At 71.9% G+C, this 14718-nt stretch carries 15 protein-coding genes and 1 pseudogene; 10 read left to right on the top strand and 6 right to left on the bottom strand.

Annotated elements, in window-relative coordinates; translation table 11 throughout:
- Window positions 1-27: 27 nt before the first annotated feature.
- Window positions 28-837: a tetratricopeptide repeat protein gene (locus IPJ59_RS26900; RefSeq protein WP_293251567.1), complete on the bottom strand. Its 810-nt coding sequence runs from the start codon at window positions 835-837 to the stop codon at window positions 28-30.
- Between the two features lie 91 nt (window positions 838-928).
- On the opposite strand from IPJ59_RS26900, the gene IPJ59_RS26895 reads away from it, so the two are divergent.
- A complete protein-coding gene (locus IPJ59_RS26895; protein ID WP_293251568.1) occupies window positions 929-2155 on the top strand; it encodes a hypothetical protein in 1227 nt (408 codons plus the stop codon).
- A gap of 176 nt (window positions 2156-2331) precedes the next feature.
- Window positions 2332-2745 carry a VOC family protein gene (locus IPJ59_RS26890; protein WP_293251569.1) on the top strand — a complete coding sequence of 138 codons (414 nt, stop codon included), beginning with the start codon at window positions 2332-2334 and terminating at the stop codon, window positions 2743-2745.
- Window positions 2746-2771: 26 nt separating this feature from the next.
- Here the strand turns inward: IPJ59_RS26890 and IPJ59_RS26885 are convergent, their stop codons facing one another.
- Window positions 2772-3728, bottom strand: a complete 957-nt coding sequence (locus tag IPJ59_RS26885) for a bestrophin family protein (protein ID WP_293273912.1) — start codon at window positions 3726-3728, stop codon at window positions 2772-2774.
- Between the two features lie 94 nt (window positions 3729-3822).
- Window positions 3823-4398 (bottom strand): hypothetical protein, encoded by a 576-nt coding sequence (locus IPJ59_RS26880; RefSeq protein WP_293251571.1) that lies wholly within the window; start codon window positions 4396-4398, stop codon window positions 3823-3825.
- Window positions 4399-4485: 87 nt separating this feature from the next.
- Here IPJ59_RS26880 and IPJ59_RS26875 point away from each other — a divergent pair, with 87 nt between their 5' ends.
- Window positions 4486-6099: an aldehyde dehydrogenase family protein gene (locus IPJ59_RS26875; RefSeq protein WP_293273911.1), complete on the top strand. Its 1614-nt coding sequence runs from the start codon at window positions 4486-4488 to the stop codon at window positions 6097-6099.
- A gap of 72 nt (window positions 6100-6171) precedes the next feature.
- Here IPJ59_RS26875 and IPJ59_RS26870 read toward each other — a convergent pair whose 3' ends face one another.
- Both IPJ59_RS26870 and IPJ59_RS26865 read right to left on the bottom strand, forming a co-directional pair.
- Window positions 6172-6822 carry a hypothetical protein gene (locus tag IPJ59_RS26870; RefSeq protein ID WP_293273910.1) on the bottom strand — a complete coding sequence of 217 codons (651 nt, stop codon included), beginning with the start codon at window positions 6820-6822 and terminating at the stop codon, window positions 6172-6174.
- Window positions 6823-6946: 124 nt separating this feature from the next.
- Entirely contained in the window at window positions 6947-7489 is a 543-nt protein-coding gene (locus tag IPJ59_RS26865) for a DUF6817 domain-containing protein (RefSeq protein ID WP_293251577.1), read from the bottom strand.
- 133 nt (window positions 7490-7622) lie between these two features.
- Here IPJ59_RS26865 and IPJ59_RS26860 point away from each other — a divergent pair, with 133 nt between their 5' ends.
- From IPJ59_RS26860 to IPJ59_RS26835, 6 genes are all read left to right on the top strand, one after another.
- Entirely contained in the window at window positions 7623-8006 is a 384-nt protein-coding gene (locus IPJ59_RS26860; RefSeq protein ID WP_293251579.1) for a hypothetical protein, read from the top strand.
- A 22-nt stretch (window positions 8007-8028) separates the two neighbouring features.
- On the top strand, window positions 8029-8838 hold the full coding sequence (locus tag IPJ59_RS26855; RefSeq protein WP_293251581.1) for a SagB/ThcOx family dehydrogenase: 810 nt from the start codon (window positions 8029-8031) through the stop codon (window positions 8836-8838).
- 1 nt (window position 8839) lies between these two features.
- On the top strand, window positions 8840-10183 hold the full coding sequence (gene hemW / locus IPJ59_RS26850; RefSeq protein ID WP_293251583.1) for a radical SAM family heme chaperone HemW: 1344 nt from the start codon (window positions 8840-8842) through the stop codon (window positions 10181-10183).
- Window positions 10184-10247: 64 nt separating this feature from the next.
- On the top strand, window positions 10248-11240 hold the full coding sequence (locus IPJ59_RS26845) for a TOMM precursor leader peptide-binding protein (protein WP_293273909.1): 993 nt from the start codon (window positions 10248-10250) through the stop codon (window positions 11238-11240).
- Complete coding sequence (locus IPJ59_RS26840; RefSeq protein WP_293273908.1) at window positions 11237-11977, top strand: YcaO-like family protein; 741 nt, start codon at window positions 11237-11239, stop codon at window positions 11975-11977. Before IPJ59_RS26845 ends, IPJ59_RS26840 begins: the two co-directional genes overlap by 4 nt.
- Window positions 11971-12537, top strand: coding sequence for a YcaO-like family protein (locus tag IPJ59_RS26835; protein ID WP_366524693.1), 567 nt, complete (start codon window positions 11971-11973; stop codon window positions 12535-12537). The genes IPJ59_RS26840 and IPJ59_RS26835 overlap by 7 nt, the downstream gene beginning before the upstream one ends.
- Here the strand turns inward: IPJ59_RS26835 and IPJ59_RS26830 are convergent.
- Entirely contained in the window at window positions 12441-14153 is a 1713-nt protein-coding gene (locus IPJ59_RS26830) for an adenylate/guanylate cyclase domain-containing protein (RefSeq protein WP_293273907.1), read from the bottom strand. The two genes, IPJ59_RS26835 and IPJ59_RS26830, sit on opposite strands and share 97 nt — an antisense overlap.
- 136 nt (window positions 14154-14289) lie before the next feature.
- Here IPJ59_RS26830 and IPJ59_RS38165 point away from each other — a divergent pair.
- Window positions 14290-14691: pseudogene (locus IPJ59_RS38165) on the top strand (eCIS core domain-containing protein); the annotation flags it as partial.
- Window positions 14692-14718: the final 27 nt, after the last annotated feature.

Raw genomic sequence — 14718 nt, 5'->3', positions numbered from 1 at the left:
GCGGTCAGCGGCGAGCCGCCGCGGCGATCAGCCGTCGGCCTTGGTGTCTTGCAGCGCGGCGATGCGCTTCTTGGCGACGGTGTTGGCGAACTCGGAGCAGCAGTCCATGCGGATGTAGGTCGACCACTCGTCGATCGCCTTGGCCCGGTTGTTCTGCAGCTCGTAGACCTCGGCCGCGCCGGCGTGGGCCTTCTTGTCGCCGACGTGCTCGATGAGGGCCTTCATGTACGACTTGAGCGCCTCGTCGAGCTTGCCTTGCAGGCGCAGGGCGTCGCCGAGGTCGGTATAGACATACTCGGCCTGCGGGTCGACCTTGACGACCTCGCGCAGCACGGCCTCGGCCTGCTCGAGCTGCTTGGCCTTCAGCAGGGCGTGGCTCTGGGCGATGCCGAGGTTGCCGTTGTTGGGGTCGGCCTTGAAGGCCGCGCCGTAGGCGGCGGCGGACTCGGCGTGACGGTCGAGCTTGCCGTAGACCTCGCCGAGGCTGGCCTGCAGGGGGCCGTCCTCGGGGGTCTTGGCGGCGGCGCGCTCGAGCAGGGTGACGGCCTCGTCGAGCTTCTTCTGGCCGAGTCTGACCCGACCCATGCCGGCGAGCGCCTCGGCGTTCTCGGGCTCGACCGCGAGCACGCGGGCGAACATCGCGTCGGCCTCGTCGTACTTCTCGTCGCGCACGCGCGCGGCGCCGTTGGTCAGGTCTTCCTTGTTCTTGGCGGCCTGCTCCTCGGGGGTGAGGCCCTTCTTTTCGCAGCCGGTGGTGACCAAGGAGGAGGCGGCGAGGATCGCCAACGGCATGGCGACTGGCATGGCGAGGGACAGGGCGAGCGACAGACGGAGCAAGGAGCACCTCCCGGGCCTTGGAGTTATCACGGGGGCGGGCCAAATTGCTACGCCCAGCCGCGCCGCTGACCTGCTACGCTCGCGCGCCCAGATGTCGGCCGGCAAGCCCCGCACGCTGCGTCCCGAGCCTCCGCAGCCTCGGCCCGAGGGGCCGAGCTCGCTCGGGGCCGAGGACGAGCCGACGCCGCCGCCGACGAGCGCGGAGGAGCCGGGGCTGTCGTCGCTGCTGCGCCGCGGGGTCAAGGCCGCGATCGCGCGCTGGGCGGTCCGCCGACGTTCGCCGGAGATCTGGCCGCGCCCGCAGGACGAGGCGCCGCACCCGTGGGACGGCCGCCGCCACTTTGCCGAGGAGTACACCCTCGCGGCGGTGCAGCCGGGGCTCGCGGTGGTCGCTCGCGTCGAGTGGCTGCCTGATCGCGAGGCGCACCGGGTGTGGCTGACCCTGCTCACACCGGCGGCGGTCTACGCCCTGCCGGGCACCGGCCAGATGCTGCTGCGCGGGGCGGGCGACCACTGGCGCGCCGGCGGGGTCGAGTTCGACTGCGTCGAGCCGCTGCGCCGCTGGACCCTGCGCTACCACGGCCGCCTCGAGATCCGTGATCCCGGCGGGCAGCGTCGACGGGCCGTCGATGAGGAGCTGCCGGCCGAGGACCTCGAGGTCCGGGTCGACCTCACCTTCCTGTCGCAGCTGCCCGCGTTCGTGCCAGGCAGCGACGACGACCCGGATCTGCTGTCACGCCAGCTGGGCGCGGCCGAGTGGGACGCCCGCCTGCTGCGGGTGCTGCGTCGCAACAGCGCGCGCAGCTATGTGCAGGTCGGTGAGGTCCACGGGGCGGTGACCCTCGGCAGCTCCGGAACGATCGATCCAGGGGTGGCGGACGCGCTGCAGCTGATCGCGTTTCGTGGGGCCGGCCTGCGTCAGCACGGGTGGGGCGTTCGCGACTGGGGCGCGAGTGACGAGGCGATCCACTGCTTCGCAGAGCTGAGCTCGCAGGCCCGCGTGTGGGTCCACCAGGCACGGTTTCCGTGGTTGACGCTGACCGGCGGCTTCGTCCAGCGCGCGGCGGGGGTGGTGCCGATCCGCGACCTCGGGGTCCGACCGACGCGCCTGCCTGGGCGGGCGCCGAGCCACGTCGGGCTGCACGTCGAGGCGCCCGGCGGCGAGCTCCTGCTCGAGACGGAGACGGTGGCGCAGATGAGCCTCGATATGGATGGCCGCGGGCGCCTCGACCTCGCGCTCTGTCGCGTGCGCGGCGAGGATGGCAGCGACGGCTGGGGCCTGCTCGTGCAACAGCAACGGATCGCTGCGCGTACGTGATCGCGAGGCCGGGACATCCCGTGCGCACACGCCAGCTGTCCGCAGGGACAGGTGGACACGCCAAAAGACCTGAACTATGGTCGCGCCATGCCGATCCAGCGCCTGAGCACCCCGGAGGCGATCGCGCGGGTCACCCGCGAAGCCACGCTCGTCCACATCGACGCGGAGATCAAGCGATGAGCGGCGCCGCGATCCCGCCGACGCTCGGGCTGCGTCACGTCGCCGTCTCGATCGCGGGCGCCGGCTTCGACGCCTGCGCCCGCTTCTACGTCGAGGGCATGGGCATGCAGGTCGACTGGCGGCCCGACCCTGACAACATCTATCTCAGCTACGGTCCCGACAACCTGGCGCTGCACCGGGTGGCGGAGATCGATCATCGCGTCTCGGCGCTCGACCACCTCGGCTTCGTGTGCGCGGCGCCGGACGACGTGCGCGCGTGGTTCGCCCGCATCGAGGCGCTGCTGCCCGAGCACGGCCTCGAGATCGTGCAGCCGCCCAAGTTGCACCGCGACGGCGCGACCTCGTTCTACTTCCGCGATCCGGCGGGCAACAAGGTGCAGATCATCCACATCCCGTCGCTGCTGCCGTAGTCGGCTCGCTGCTGCCGTGGTGGGCGTCACAGCAGCAGGCCGCGGTGGGGTCGCGCGGGCGGGGGGAGGTCGGTCTCGCCGAGGCGGGCGCGGAGGTCGAGCTCGATGCCGCGGGTGAGGGCGGCGAGCGGGAGGTCGTTGGCGTCGATCTCGAACGGGTTGTCGAGCTCCTCGCCGATCGCGTCGAGGCCGAAGAAGGCGTAGGCGACCAGCACCGTGACGGCGGGGGCGAACCACTGCAGGGTGTGGATCAGGCCGAAGGGCAGCGAGAAGCAGTAGATGCCGACGATCTGGTGGACGAGCACGCGGTAGACGTAGGGGAGGGGGGTGCTGCCGATGCGCTCGCAGCCGCCCTGGGCGTCGGTCATCGCGGCGAGGCTGGCCTCGAGGACAGGTACGTGCTGCGGGTGGAGCAGGCCCTGATCGTAGGCGCCGCGCAGGAGGCCGGCGACGTGGGCGAGGATCGCCTGCGGGCGGTTGGGCTCGTGTTGCAGGGCGGGAAGCAGCGCGGGGTCGACGAGCTCGCTGTATTCGTCGGGTCGCTCGTCGTCGCGCAGGCGCTGGCGCAGCGCGTGGCTGAAGGCGATCACGTGGTGAACGATGCGTCGCTGGAGCTGGCGCAGGGCCGCGTCGTTGGCGGGGTCGGGGGCGCTGCCGGGGGGCGCGGCGACCCAGGTCAGGACCTGGCGCGTGAAGTTGCGGCAGGTGTTGACCAGGCCGCCCCACAGGGTCCGTCCCTCCCAGAAGCGGGTGTACGCGGTGGTCGTGCGAAAGCCGAGGAACACGCTGATGGCGAAGCCGGTGAGCGTGAAGGGCAGCGGGGTGATGTCGCGGAGGACGAAGCTGTGGGTCTCGAGGTGGCCGATGGTGAGGGCGAGCGAGAGGCCGCCGACGACGAGCAGGCGCCGCCACACGGTCGGCAGGACGGTCCCGCGGTAGGTGAAGACCTCGCGGATCCAGGTGCGACGGGGCTGCACCAGCATGGCCGGCGATCGTACGCGATGGGGCCGCGCGGCGAAACCCGAAGGACATGTCCGATGCGCCCTGTGCGATCGGGCATGTCTCTTCGCGCAGGTCCTAGAACACCAGCACGCCGACGAACAGGCCGAATTGCGGGAGCGGCACGCCGCCGAAGCGGGCCCCGAGGCGCAGCTCGCCGCCGATCACGGCCTGCGCGCGCCGCCCGGGGCGGCCGCCGACGACGCGGCCGAGGCGAGCTTCGGCGTCGCCGCCGATCGGGGCGGTGCCGCCGAACACGAGGCCCGCGGCGACGCTGTAGAAAAGGCGGCTCCGGGCGCCGCCGCGGCCGAGCAGGGCGAGCGCGTGGCGGTGGGTCAGGAGGCCGCTGAGGCTGCGGTTGCGCGGCGACTCGGCGTAGGCGAGGTCGGCGTGGCCGACGGCGAGGGTGAGCTGATAGCCGAGCGCGGCGCGCCACAGCCGACCCTGTCGGTCGCGCCGCGGCAGCAGGTCGCTGCCGAGGAAGCAGGCGATCGCGCCCGAGGGCGCCGGGTAGAGCACGCCGAACTCGAGCGCGTAGGTGTTGGCGAGCACGAGCCGGCGGTGCGTGAGCTCGTCTTCCCCCGTCGGCGCGGCGGCTGGCAAGGCGAGGGCGAGGAGCAGCGCGATCATCGGTGGGCGCGCGGGGCCCTGCATCGTCGCTCGGTGCCGTGATCGGCCTCAAGGTCGGTGGGGTCTGGCGCACACGAGCGCGGGGCCTGGGCGAGGTAGGGTGCCGACGCCATGCCGACCGCCGCCTCCGCCCCCGCCACGCCTCCTGCAGCGCCGACGACGATCGTGTGCACGGACCCCGCCACGGGGGCGCGGCTCGGCGAGGTGCCGGTGATGGACCGGGCCGCGGTCGTGGCGGCAGTGCAGCGCGGACGGGCGGCCCAGCCGGCCTGGGCCGCGACCAGCTTCGCCGAGCGGCGAGCTGTCCTGAAGGACATCCTGGCCCGCGTGGTCGCGGCGCAGGAGGAGATCTCGCTGCTCGCGGTGCACGACTCGGGCAAGACGATGGTCGACGCGGCGATGGGTGAGATCTTTCCGGTCTGCGAGAAGCTGCGCTACACGATCGCCCACGGTGAACGCGACCTGCGGCCGCAGTCGCGGGCCTCGGGCCTGTTGCCGCACAAGTCGGCGCGCGTCGAGTACCTCCCGCTCGGGGTGGTCGGGGTGATCAGCCCGTGGAACTTCCCGTTCCACAACTTCTTCTGCCCGGTCATCCCGGCGCTGTTCGCCGGCAACGCGGTGGTCATCAAGGTCTCGGAGCTGGCGAGCTGGTCGTCGCTCAAGTACCTGGAGATCCTGGACGCGGCGCTGCGGGCCCGCGGCCATGATCCGGGGCTCGTGCAGGTCGTCACCGGCTACGGCGAGACCGGCTCGGCGCTCGTGACCTCGGGGGTCGACAAGGTCTTCTTCACCGGCTCGCCGCAGAACGGGCGCAAGGTGATGGCCGCGGCCAGCGAGACGCTGACGCCGGTGGTGCTCGAGCTCGGCGGCAAGGACCCGATGATCATCTGCGACGACGCGGTGATCGAGCAGGCGGCCTCGACGGCGCTGTTCGGGGTGTTCAACGCGTGCGGCCAGATGTGCGTCGGGGCCGAGCGCCTGTTCGTGTTCGCGGCGGTCTACGACGAGTTCGTCGCGCGGGTGCTGACGGCCGCGCAGGCGCTGCGCCAGGGGCCGCCGCTCGGGCCCGAGGTCGACCTCGGGGCGATGACGATGGCGCGCCAGCTGGAGATCATCCAGGCGCTGGTCGACGACGCGGTCGCGAAGGGCGCGCGGGTGCTGTGCGGCGGTCAGCCGCGGCGCGAGCTCGGCACGAACTTCTATCCGCCGACGATCCTCGTCGACGTCGATCGCAGCATGCGGATCATGCACGAGGAGCACTTCGGCCCGGTCATGGTGATCACGCGGGTCGCCACGGAGGCGGAGGCGATCGCCGGGGCCAACGACTGCCCCTACGGGCTCGGCTCGAGCGTGTTCACCCGCGACCCGGCGCGGGCGCAGCGGATGGCGCGGGCGATCCAGGCCGGCATGACGACCGTCAACGACTTCGGCCTCGCGTACATGATCCAGTCGCTGCCCTTCGGCGGGCTCAAGATCTCGGGCTTCGGCAAGATCAACGGGCGCGAGGGGCTGCGCGCGTGCTGCACCGAGAAGGCGATCGTCACCGACCGCTTCCCGGTGCGCCAGGGGATGGCCCTCTACCCGATCCGCGCGGCGACGCTGCCGCTGGTGATGGGGGCGGTGCAGACGATCTACGGCGCGGGGCTGCGCGAGCGGGCGAGCGGGGCGCTGCGGGTGCTCGGGTCGCTGATCAAGCTGCGCCGGCAGCGGGCGCAGGGCTCGTGAGGGACAACCGGCACTCGCCGGGCGACCTGGGCAAGGCGCTCCGCGAGTCGTCGGGACCGTGAGGCGCGGGGCTCAGGGGTCGGCGGCCGGGGTCGTGGCCGCGACCGTGGCCGCGACCGGCGCGGCGCGCATGGCCTCGAGCGCCCTGGCCAGGTGCGTCGCGTTCGCCTCGGCGATGATCTCGGCGGCCCGCTCGGCGGCGCGTTCGAGCGAGTGCTTCATGGTGTCCAGGCCGCCGCCGAGGCCCGCCACGAGGCGACGGCCAGGGCGCAGCACGAGGACGTAGAAGCCGGCGAGGGCGCCCAGGAGCAGGGCGAGGAGGAGGACGACGACGGCGATGATGGTCCGGCGCACCTGGGCGGCGAGGTCGGTGGCGATGGCGGCCAGCGGCTCACGGGTCTCGCGCACGGCCGCGGGCAGGCGGTCGATGGCGCCGGCGACCCGGGTCGAGAGGGTGTCGACGCGTGCGAGCACGGCCATGAGCTCGGCTCGCTGCGCGTCGCTCAGCGACGGTGAGGTCGCGAGGGCACGGACCGCGGCGGCCAGCTCCTCGGTGGCTCGCGCGGTGTCCCCGGCGGCGCGCTCGAGGGCCTGCACCTCGATGCCCACGTTCACGGTGATGTACGCGCCGCGCTCGTGGCTCGTCGCGGCCTCCGCGGGCGCCTGGGCCTGCGCGGGCGCGGTGAAGAGGAGCAGCGCGAGGAGGGGCAGGGCAGCGGGCATGGACAGCCTCGATTTCGTGCGGAGTCGTGATTCTCGGCGACCAAGATATCTCCGCGGTATCGCCGTCGTCGAGATCGCCGCGGCGGGCGGAGCCGTGCACGGCTCGATCCGGGGCGGCGCCGAATCACTCCTCGCTGCGCACGGCGGCGAGGGCCGTGCGGGCCGCGGGCAGCAGGAGGGCGTCGCAGGGGGCGATCAGGGCCCGCTCGACCACGGCGCAGATCTCCGGGAGACGCGGGAGCTGCTCGACGGCGTTGGCGGTGTAGAGGTTGGCGAGGTCGGCGAGGTCGAGGGCGGAGAGATCGAGGGGCTCGCCGGAGCTGCGGCTGAGACAGGGGCCGGCGCCGGTGACCTGTCGCGTGAAGCTCTCGCGGTCGATCTGCCCGAACAGCCAGGCGAGTCGTTCAGCCTCGGCGCCGATCATATCGCGCACTTCCGCGCGCAGCGTGTCGGGGGGCAGCTCGACCGGGAACATCTCGGTGCCGAAGACGGAGTGAAAGAGCCCGGCCCGGCACAGGGGGCCGCGTGCGCCCCAGCTGTGCAGGAGGGCCTGGGTGCCGACGAGGTGCGCCGCGAGATCGGCCCCGCTGTGGCGGCGGCGAGCGACGGCGAGGCCTTCGAGGAAGGCCAGGGCCGGGGCGAGCGCTGCTTCGGAGGCGGGATCCATCGCGCAAAATCATCCGGGGCGCTGCGGTCGGCTGCGGTCGAGCGAGAGGTCGGATCGATTGACACGCAACCATCGCGGCGATATTCGTGGGTCGCTCGGGCGGCACTCTAGCACGCTCGGAGCAGGGGGACCCATGCCGATCGAGATCACGAAGAATCCGGGAGTGTTGCGAATCGACCCCGCCATGGAGCAGAAGCTCGTCGGGCTGGCTGTTCGGCCGAAGGCGCCGGACCAGTTTCGGGCCGCGCTCTCGAAGCTCTCGCAGGACAGCGCCTACCGGGCCGAGGCGACCAAGGATCCGGGTCGGATCCTCAATGACTTCAACCTGAGCCTCAAGGAGCTCAGCGCCCTGCGGACCGCGGCGGCCATGTCGGGCGCGGACATCTCCGTCGTTGACAAGCTCTCGTCCATGTCGATCGCCCTGCGGGCGACCAAGTCGACCGACGTCGACGTGTCGTGCTGCTCGTGCTGCTGCTGCTGCTGCGGCGAGACGGCCGTGGCGCCCTCGGGTTGGTGAGGCCAGCCGCGCCCGGGGACGCATGAAGGTCGAGTGGAACGGAGAGGTCGACGAATCGCTGCGCCCGAGGCTGCCGGAGCGGCTCTCCGCGCTCTATCACGAGAACTCCAAGCTGTTCCCGGAGCTGGCGCGACGACAGGCGGAGGGGCTCACGATGAGCTCCATGGAGCAGTTCATCTCGAGCCGCGGGTTTCTGCAGCATCCGCAGCACCCGCAGGTCGCGCTGCCAGAGCCGGAGCCAGGGGCCGCGTCGCTGACCGAGGTGCTCCGTGCGCGCCGCTCGGGGCGTGAGCTGTCCGGCGGCTTCGGCCTCACCTGCCTGTCGACGCTGCTGCAGCAGGCGCTCGGGCCGACGCTGGTCTACGCGACCGACTCGGGCGTGACCCAGGCGGTGCGGGCGTGGCCCTCGGCGGGCGGCCTGTACCCGCTCGACACGTATGTGCTGGCGCGCGCGGTCGACGGGCTACCGCCCGGGCTTTACCACTACAATATTGCGACCGTCGCGCTCGAGCGGATGCCGGCGCGGCCGGTGGACGAGGTCGTGCGCGACGGCTTCTTCTGGCAGGACTGGGTGTGCAACGCGGCGGCGATCGTGCTGCTGGTGGCCGCCTTCGACCGCACGCTGGCGAAGTACGGCGACCGCGGCTATCGCCTGGTGCTGCTCGACGCCGGGCACGCGGCGCAGAACCTGCTGTTGGTTAGCGAGCAGGAGCGCCTTGGGGCCTGCGCCGTGGCGGGCTTCTGCGACGACGCCCTCGCCGCGGATCTCGGCATCGACGGGGTCGACGAGGCGGTGGTCCACAGCGTGGTCCTCGGCGCCCGGAGCGTGTGACATGTTCACCAGCAAGGACAACGAATTCATCGCCTGGTACCCGACCTGCGTGCGCGCGGAGGAGGCGGAGGCGGTGTGGCAGCGGCGTCGCGCGGCCTTCTACGTGCATATCCCGTTCTGCACGGCGATCTGCGATTACTGCGGGTTCGCCGTCGAGCGCGCGGCCGAGGCCGCGGTGCCGCGCTACCTGGCCGCGCTCGAGCGCGAGATCCGGCGCTACGCCGAGCTCGGGCGGCTCGGCAACCACCGCTTCGAATGTGGGCACTTCGGCGGGGGCACGCCCTCGGTGCTCGCGCCCGCCGACATGCTGCGGATCCTCGATCTGATCCGCGGGTCCTTCGAGGTCACGACCGACGCTGAGATCACGGTCGAGGTCAACCCGATCTCGTTCACGCCCGACAAGGCGATCGCCTACCGCGATGCCGGCGTCAACCGCATCAGCTTCGGCGTGCAGAGCTTCGAGGACCGCCTGCTGCGGATCATCGGCCGGCCGCACCGCGGGCGCGACGTCGACGACACCCTGGTGGCGATCCACGCCGCGGGCTTCACCAACTTCTCGCTCGACGTGATCTACGGCATCCCCTCGCAGACGGAGGACGAGCTGCGCGCCGACCTGGCGCGGGCGGTGGCCACCGGCGCGACCCACATCTCGTGCTTTCGCCTCGAGATCATCCCGTTCACGGCGCTCAAGCTGCGCGAGGCGGCGCGCGACATCCCGGCGCGCCTGACGATCGAGCAGCTCGACGCGATGGACCTGATCGTCAGCGAGGTGCTGGGGCAGCACGGATATCGCGAATACGGGGCCTTCAATTTCGCCAAGCCCGGCTTCGAGAGCGTGCACAACGAGATCGCGTTCGTGGCTCCGCAGGGCGAATACGTCGGGTTTGGCAACAGCGCCTATTCGTTCATCAACGGCCACGTCTACACCAACCACGCCGCGGTCGACGCGTACGAGGACGCGGTGGAGGCGGGCGGCGACCCGATCGTCCTGGCCCACCGCCTGAGCCTGCACGAGGAGATGTCGCGCTACTTCGTGCTCGGGCTCAAGTTCCTCCGCGTCTCGCGGACCCGCTTCATCGAGCGCTACGGCCTCGAGCCGGAGCTGCTGTTCGGGCCGGTGATCCGCGAGCTCGAGGAGGCGGGCATGTGGACCCGCGTCGGCGAGGAGTGGAAGGTCAGCGCGCGCGGCCGGCAATATATCAACAACATGGCCAAGGCCTTCTATATCGGCGACAGCCGCGGCCGCCGGCAATTCGCGCAGTTCGTCCCGAACCTCACCCCCGATCAGATCCTCCGCTACGCCCGGCGCGCAGGCCACGACGTCCCCAGCGAGAGCAGCCCATGAGTCAAGATCCGCAGGTCCAGACCCCGGGGGTGCGCCTGGCGCCCGCCCGGGTACGCAGGTGTTCGTGATCTCGGCGGACGAGGTCCAGGTCGCGGCGGTCAATCACAGCACCACGTTCACGGGTATCCCGGTGGTCCGCGTGGTCGCGGCGATCACCGAGGCGATGGCGGCGACGGAGCTGGTCGCGGGGCCGACGCGCGTGGAGCTGGTCGGGCGCGTGGCCGAGGGGCTCGCCGAGGCGCCGCCGCTGGTCGAGTACGTGCTCGAGATGATGCTGCAGACCGGCTGCCTGGTGTGGCGCGGCGAGGCGGGGCCGGCCCGGCTGGACGCGCTCGGCGAGTTCTACGCGGCGATCGGCGTCAACCCCGACGCGGCCGCGCCCTTGCTCGCCGCGGCCCGGCCGGTGGTCGTGGCGGCGGCGGCGAGCGCCGGGGTGATGCGCATGGCGCTGGCCGACGCGGGGCTGGCGGACGCGGTGATCGAGGCGCCCGAGGGGGCGGCCTGCGCGGGCGTGCTCGATCGCCTGCGCGCGGCGATGGACGCCGCGCCCGGTCCGCTGGTGTGCTGGGACGTGCCGTGGCGCATGCCGTTCGCGCGGCTGGTCAACGAGCTGGCGGTCGAGCGCCGCCGGGCGCTGCTGTTCGGGGTGTGCGAGGGGGCGATCGGACGGCTCGGGCCGTACGTGCTGCCGCAGAACACCGCGTGTCTCGAGTGTGTGAACATTCGCCTGCTCGGTAACTCGGGCGAGCTCGAGGGCCGCGTCGCGCTCAGTTATAGGGTTCGATTGGCGGACCAGGTGCCCGGGCCCGCGCCGGCGCACCCGGCGTTTCGTCGGGCGATGGCGGGGCTGCTGGCGGTGGAGCTGTCGCAGATCGTGCTATTGCAACCACCGACGACGCTCGGCGGATATGTCGAATACGTGTTCGGTGGGATCGGGGCCCGCAGGCACCCGACGCTCAAGGTGCCGCGCTGTCCGGTGTGCCATCCAGGGGGCCCGCCACGGCTGGCCTGGGACGCCCGCTTCCCCGCGCCCCTCGTGAAGAGCGGGGCGGCGTGACGCGGGGCCTCGAGGCGTCCCTGGGAGCCTTCGCGCCGCTGGTCGACGCGAAGACTGGGATCATCCGGTCGGTGACGGTCATGAAGCTCGGCCGCGGCGACCCGGCCGTGTTCCTGGCCCACGCCGATCCCTGCGACACCATGCCGGTGACGGGCATGCGCGCGGCGAACCGCGGCGCGGCCTGCTCGATCGAGTGCGACCGGGCGGTGGTCCGCGCGTGCGGTGAGTCGGTCGAACGCTATTGCTCGGCGATCTACGACCCGCGGGCGCTCCGCGTGGCGACGCCGGCGGCGCTGCTGCGCGCGGGCGAACAGATACTGCGGGTCGACGAGGTCTACCCATTCGCTCCGGCGCAGCGGTCGGCGCCCGGCTTCCCGTTCCTGCCGGCGGATGACGACACGCCGATCCGCTGGGTCCGCGGCGCGGCGCTGGCGAGCGGGCGACCGGTGTGGCTGCCGGCCAGCTGCGTATATGTGCCCTATCTGTTCGACCGCGCGGTCGAGCCGTGGACGCACATGCCGATCTCGACCGGGCTCGCGGCGGGGCGCTCGGTCGCCGGCTGCATCACCAAGGGTATCTATGAGATCCTCGAGCGCGACGCGCTGATGATCACCTGGTACGCGCGGCTGATCACGCCGCGGATTGACCCGGAGAGCTGTCGCGGCTGGCGCCGGACATCGACCGCCTGCTCGACGCGGCGGCCCAGACGGGCTCGCGCTGGTTCCTCAATGTGCTGACCCTGGACGTCGACGTGCCGGTGATCGGCGCGGCGCTGATCGACGCCGGTGACCCTCCGCTCACCTCGTACGGCATCGCCGCGGACGACGACCCGCGCCACGCGCTGCGCCTCGCGCTCGAGGAGGCGACGCTGACGCGCACGCTGGTCAATCGCAGCCCGGAGATCCTCGATAACCCCGGCCAGGTGCACGACCGCTTCGACACGCTGCGCGACCACCTGCTGGCGCACGCGACCTCACCGGCGCTGCGCGATCGCCTGCGGTTCATGACCGACGACGGGCCGCTGGTGAATTTCGCCTCGCTGGTGCGCGAGCGCGGGCCGTTGATCGAGCGGCTCGCGGCGCGGGGCCTGGCGGCGTCGTGGGTCGAGGTGACCACGCCGGACGTGGAGCAGTGCGGCTTTCATGTCGTCCGCACGATCATCCCGGGGGCCCAGCCGCTCGACAACGATCACCGCTCGCGCTACCTCGGCGGGGTTCGTCTGCGCAGCGTCCCGACGGCCCTGGGCCAGCCGGTCGAGCCGTCGGACTGGAACCCCGACCCGCACCCGTTCCCGTGATAATCGGTGAATCGGGTGAATCCGCTGAGTCCCCCAGGATTCATCGCTGTGGCTTGTCGCCACCCCGCAGGACTCGGCGGACGCGAGGGTCTCAGGCCGAGAACACGGTCACCTTCTGCGCGCGCCCCTTCACGTCGTGCGTGCCCTGATCGGCGAGGACGGCCTGGAGCTCCCGCGGGCAGGCGATCGCGGGTGGACGAGGTGCAGAGGATCTCCGTGCCCAGCAGCGTGTTGAGGCCCTCGCAGCGCGAGGCGACGTTGACCGCGTCGCCGATGACGGCGTACTTGACCCGCACGCGCGAGCCGAGGTTGCCCGCGACGACGTTGCCGGTGTGGATGCCGATGCGGTGGGCGAGCGCCCCGATCCCCTGCTTGTGCCAGGGAGCGCGCCCCTCGGCGGTCACGCGCGTGTTGAAGGCCGCGAGCGCCCCCCGCATCTCCATGGCGCAGCGCAGCGCCCGTTCGGGGTGGCCCTCGAGGTCGTTGGGCGCGCCGAATACGGCGAGGATCGCGTCGCCGAGGAACTCGATGATGACGCCGCCGTGATCGTCGATCACCGCGTTCATCACCGAGAGGTACTCGTTGAGGAGCTCGACGGTCTCGCCGGGCGAGAGCAGCTCGCTGATGCTCGAGTAGCTGCGGATATCGCTGAAGAGCACGGTCACTTCCCGGACCTCGCCGCCCATGCGGGCGCCGTCCGGGCCGCTCAGGACCCTCTTTGCGATGTCCTCGCTCACGTAGCGGCCGAACGCGTTGCGGATCCTGTCGCGCTCCTGGAGACCCGAGGCCATGACATCGAAGTGCTGGCCGAGGAGGCCGAACTCGTCGCTGCGCTTGAGCCCGACGCGCGTCTCGAGCTGCCCCGCGGCGATGGCACCGGTCGCGGCCATCAGGCGCGTCAGGGGTTCACGCACGCTGCGGCCGACGACGAAGCCGATCAGGCCGAGCACGATCCCGGCGAGGAGGCTGAGCTCGGCCGCGGAGCGGAAGATCTGGCGCTGCGTCTGGCGGATCGCGTGCGCGTCCCCGTCGACGCCGACCAGCGCCACGTGCCGCCCCCCGCGATCGATCACCGGCGCGAAGCCGGAGAGGGTGGCGCCCCACGCGTCGCTCGCTATCTCGGTCTCGACCGCTGGCTCGTCGAGGCCCCGCAGGAGCGTCGGGTTCGCGGTGGCGTCGTACGATTGCCCGACCCTGGCCGTCGCCGGATCGTGCATTCCGGGCGCGATATAGTCGATGGCGAAGGTGAAGATCCCGGGTGTGTCGGTCGGGACCAGGACGTACACGCTGAGTACGTCTTTCTCGGTGGCCACGACGGCGGCGAAGTCCGCCTCGAGCTCGGCGAAGACGGGCTTCGTCCTGTCCGCCTCGACCTTGAGCTCGGCGAGCTGCTCTGCCTCGATGCCGCGCGCGAGGGCCACCGCGGTGCCGCCGATGCGGCCGCGGACGCCCGCCATCGCGATGCCGACGCCCGACGTGTAGAACGCGTAGGTCATCGTGCCGACCGCGATGAGGACGACGCTGCTGTAGAGCAGCGTGAGCCGGACGCGGAAGCGCCGCCAGACGCTCAGGTCCCGCAGGCTCGGCGGCGGATGCTGGCCCTCACCATTGCTCACTTTGGCCCGGCAGACTACCACTGGCGCGCCTTCTTGGTGGAGCCGCGGCGGCTCGCGGCGGCTCGCGGCTGCACGCCGGTGAGCACGAGCTGGGCTGCGCGGGTTTGTGGGCTGTTGCGGGCGCTGTGGACCGGCTATGGTGGCCGTCTCGAGGGAGGTGGGGATGGACCGGGCCACGAGCACGCGGGAGTCAGTCGTCGCGCATACAACGGAGCCGGAGCGGGCGGCGAGCGGCGAGCGCCCACGGCGACCGGCTGCGACGCGGCGCAACGCGGCGGCCGAGGCGATGCAGGCGACCTTCGGAAACCGGATCGTGCAGCGGCAGCTCCAGGCAGGGATCGACGCGGCGGCGGGCCGCGGGCGGCCGCTCGATGGCGGGGTGCGGGCGCACTTGCAACCTCGGCTGAACTTCGAGCTCGGGGCGACGCGGGTGCACACCGACGGCGCGGCGGATCGCATGGCGCAGAGCCTCGGGGCGCTGGCGTTCACGACGGGCAGCGATATCTTCTTTCGCGCGGGGGCCTACGACAGGCTTCAGTCGCCGGGGCGATATCGCCGAGCAGCG

The sequence above is a fragment of the Nannocystis sp. genome (genome assembly GCF_016714285.1).
In the GTDB taxonomy this organism is placed as follows: domain Bacteria; phylum Myxococcota_A; class Polyangia; order Nannocystales; family Nannocystaceae; genus Nannocystis.
This window is presented reverse-complemented; position numbering and strand designations above follow the sequence as displayed.

Excerpts from the sequence above, each read along its gene's own strand:
- hemW (WP_293251583.1), top strand. The coding sequence starts at position 8,840 with ATGTTCACCAGCAAGGACAACGAATTCATCGCCTGGTACCCGACCTGC.
- IPJ59_RS26885 (WP_293273912.1), bottom strand. The coding sequence starts at position 3,728 with ATGCTGGTGCAGCCCCGTCGCACCTGGATCCGCGAGGTCTTCACCTAC.
- IPJ59_RS26890 (WP_293251569.1), top strand. The coding sequence starts at position 2,332 with ATGAGCGGCGCCGCGATCCCGCCGACGCTCGGGCTGCGTCACGTCGCC.
- IPJ59_RS26870 (WP_293273910.1), bottom strand. The coding sequence starts at position 6,822 with ATGCCCGCTGCCCTGCCCCTCCTCGCGCTGCTCCTCTTCACCGCGCCC.
- IPJ59_RS26875 (WP_293273911.1), top strand. The coding sequence starts at position 4,486 with ATGCCGACCGCCGCCTCCGCCCCCGCCACGCCTCCTGCAGCGCCGACG.
- IPJ59_RS26855 (WP_293251581.1), top strand. The coding sequence starts at position 8,029 with ATGAAGGTCGAGTGGAACGGAGAGGTCGACGAATCGCTGCGCCCGAGG.
- IPJ59_RS26860 (WP_293251579.1), top strand. The coding sequence starts at position 7,623 with ATGCCGATCGAGATCACGAAGAATCCGGGAGTGTTGCGAATCGACCCC.
- IPJ59_RS26865 (WP_293251577.1), bottom strand. The coding sequence starts at position 7,489 with ATGGATCCCGCCTCCGAAGCAGCGCTCGCCCCGGCCCTGGCCTTCCTC.
- IPJ59_RS26880 (WP_293251571.1), bottom strand. The coding sequence starts at position 4,398 with ATGCAGGGCCCCGCGCGCCCACCGATGATCGCGCTGCTCCTCGCCCTC.
- IPJ59_RS26895 (WP_293251568.1), top strand. The coding sequence starts at position 929 with ATGTCGGCCGGCAAGCCCCGCACGCTGCGTCCCGAGCCTCCGCAGCCT.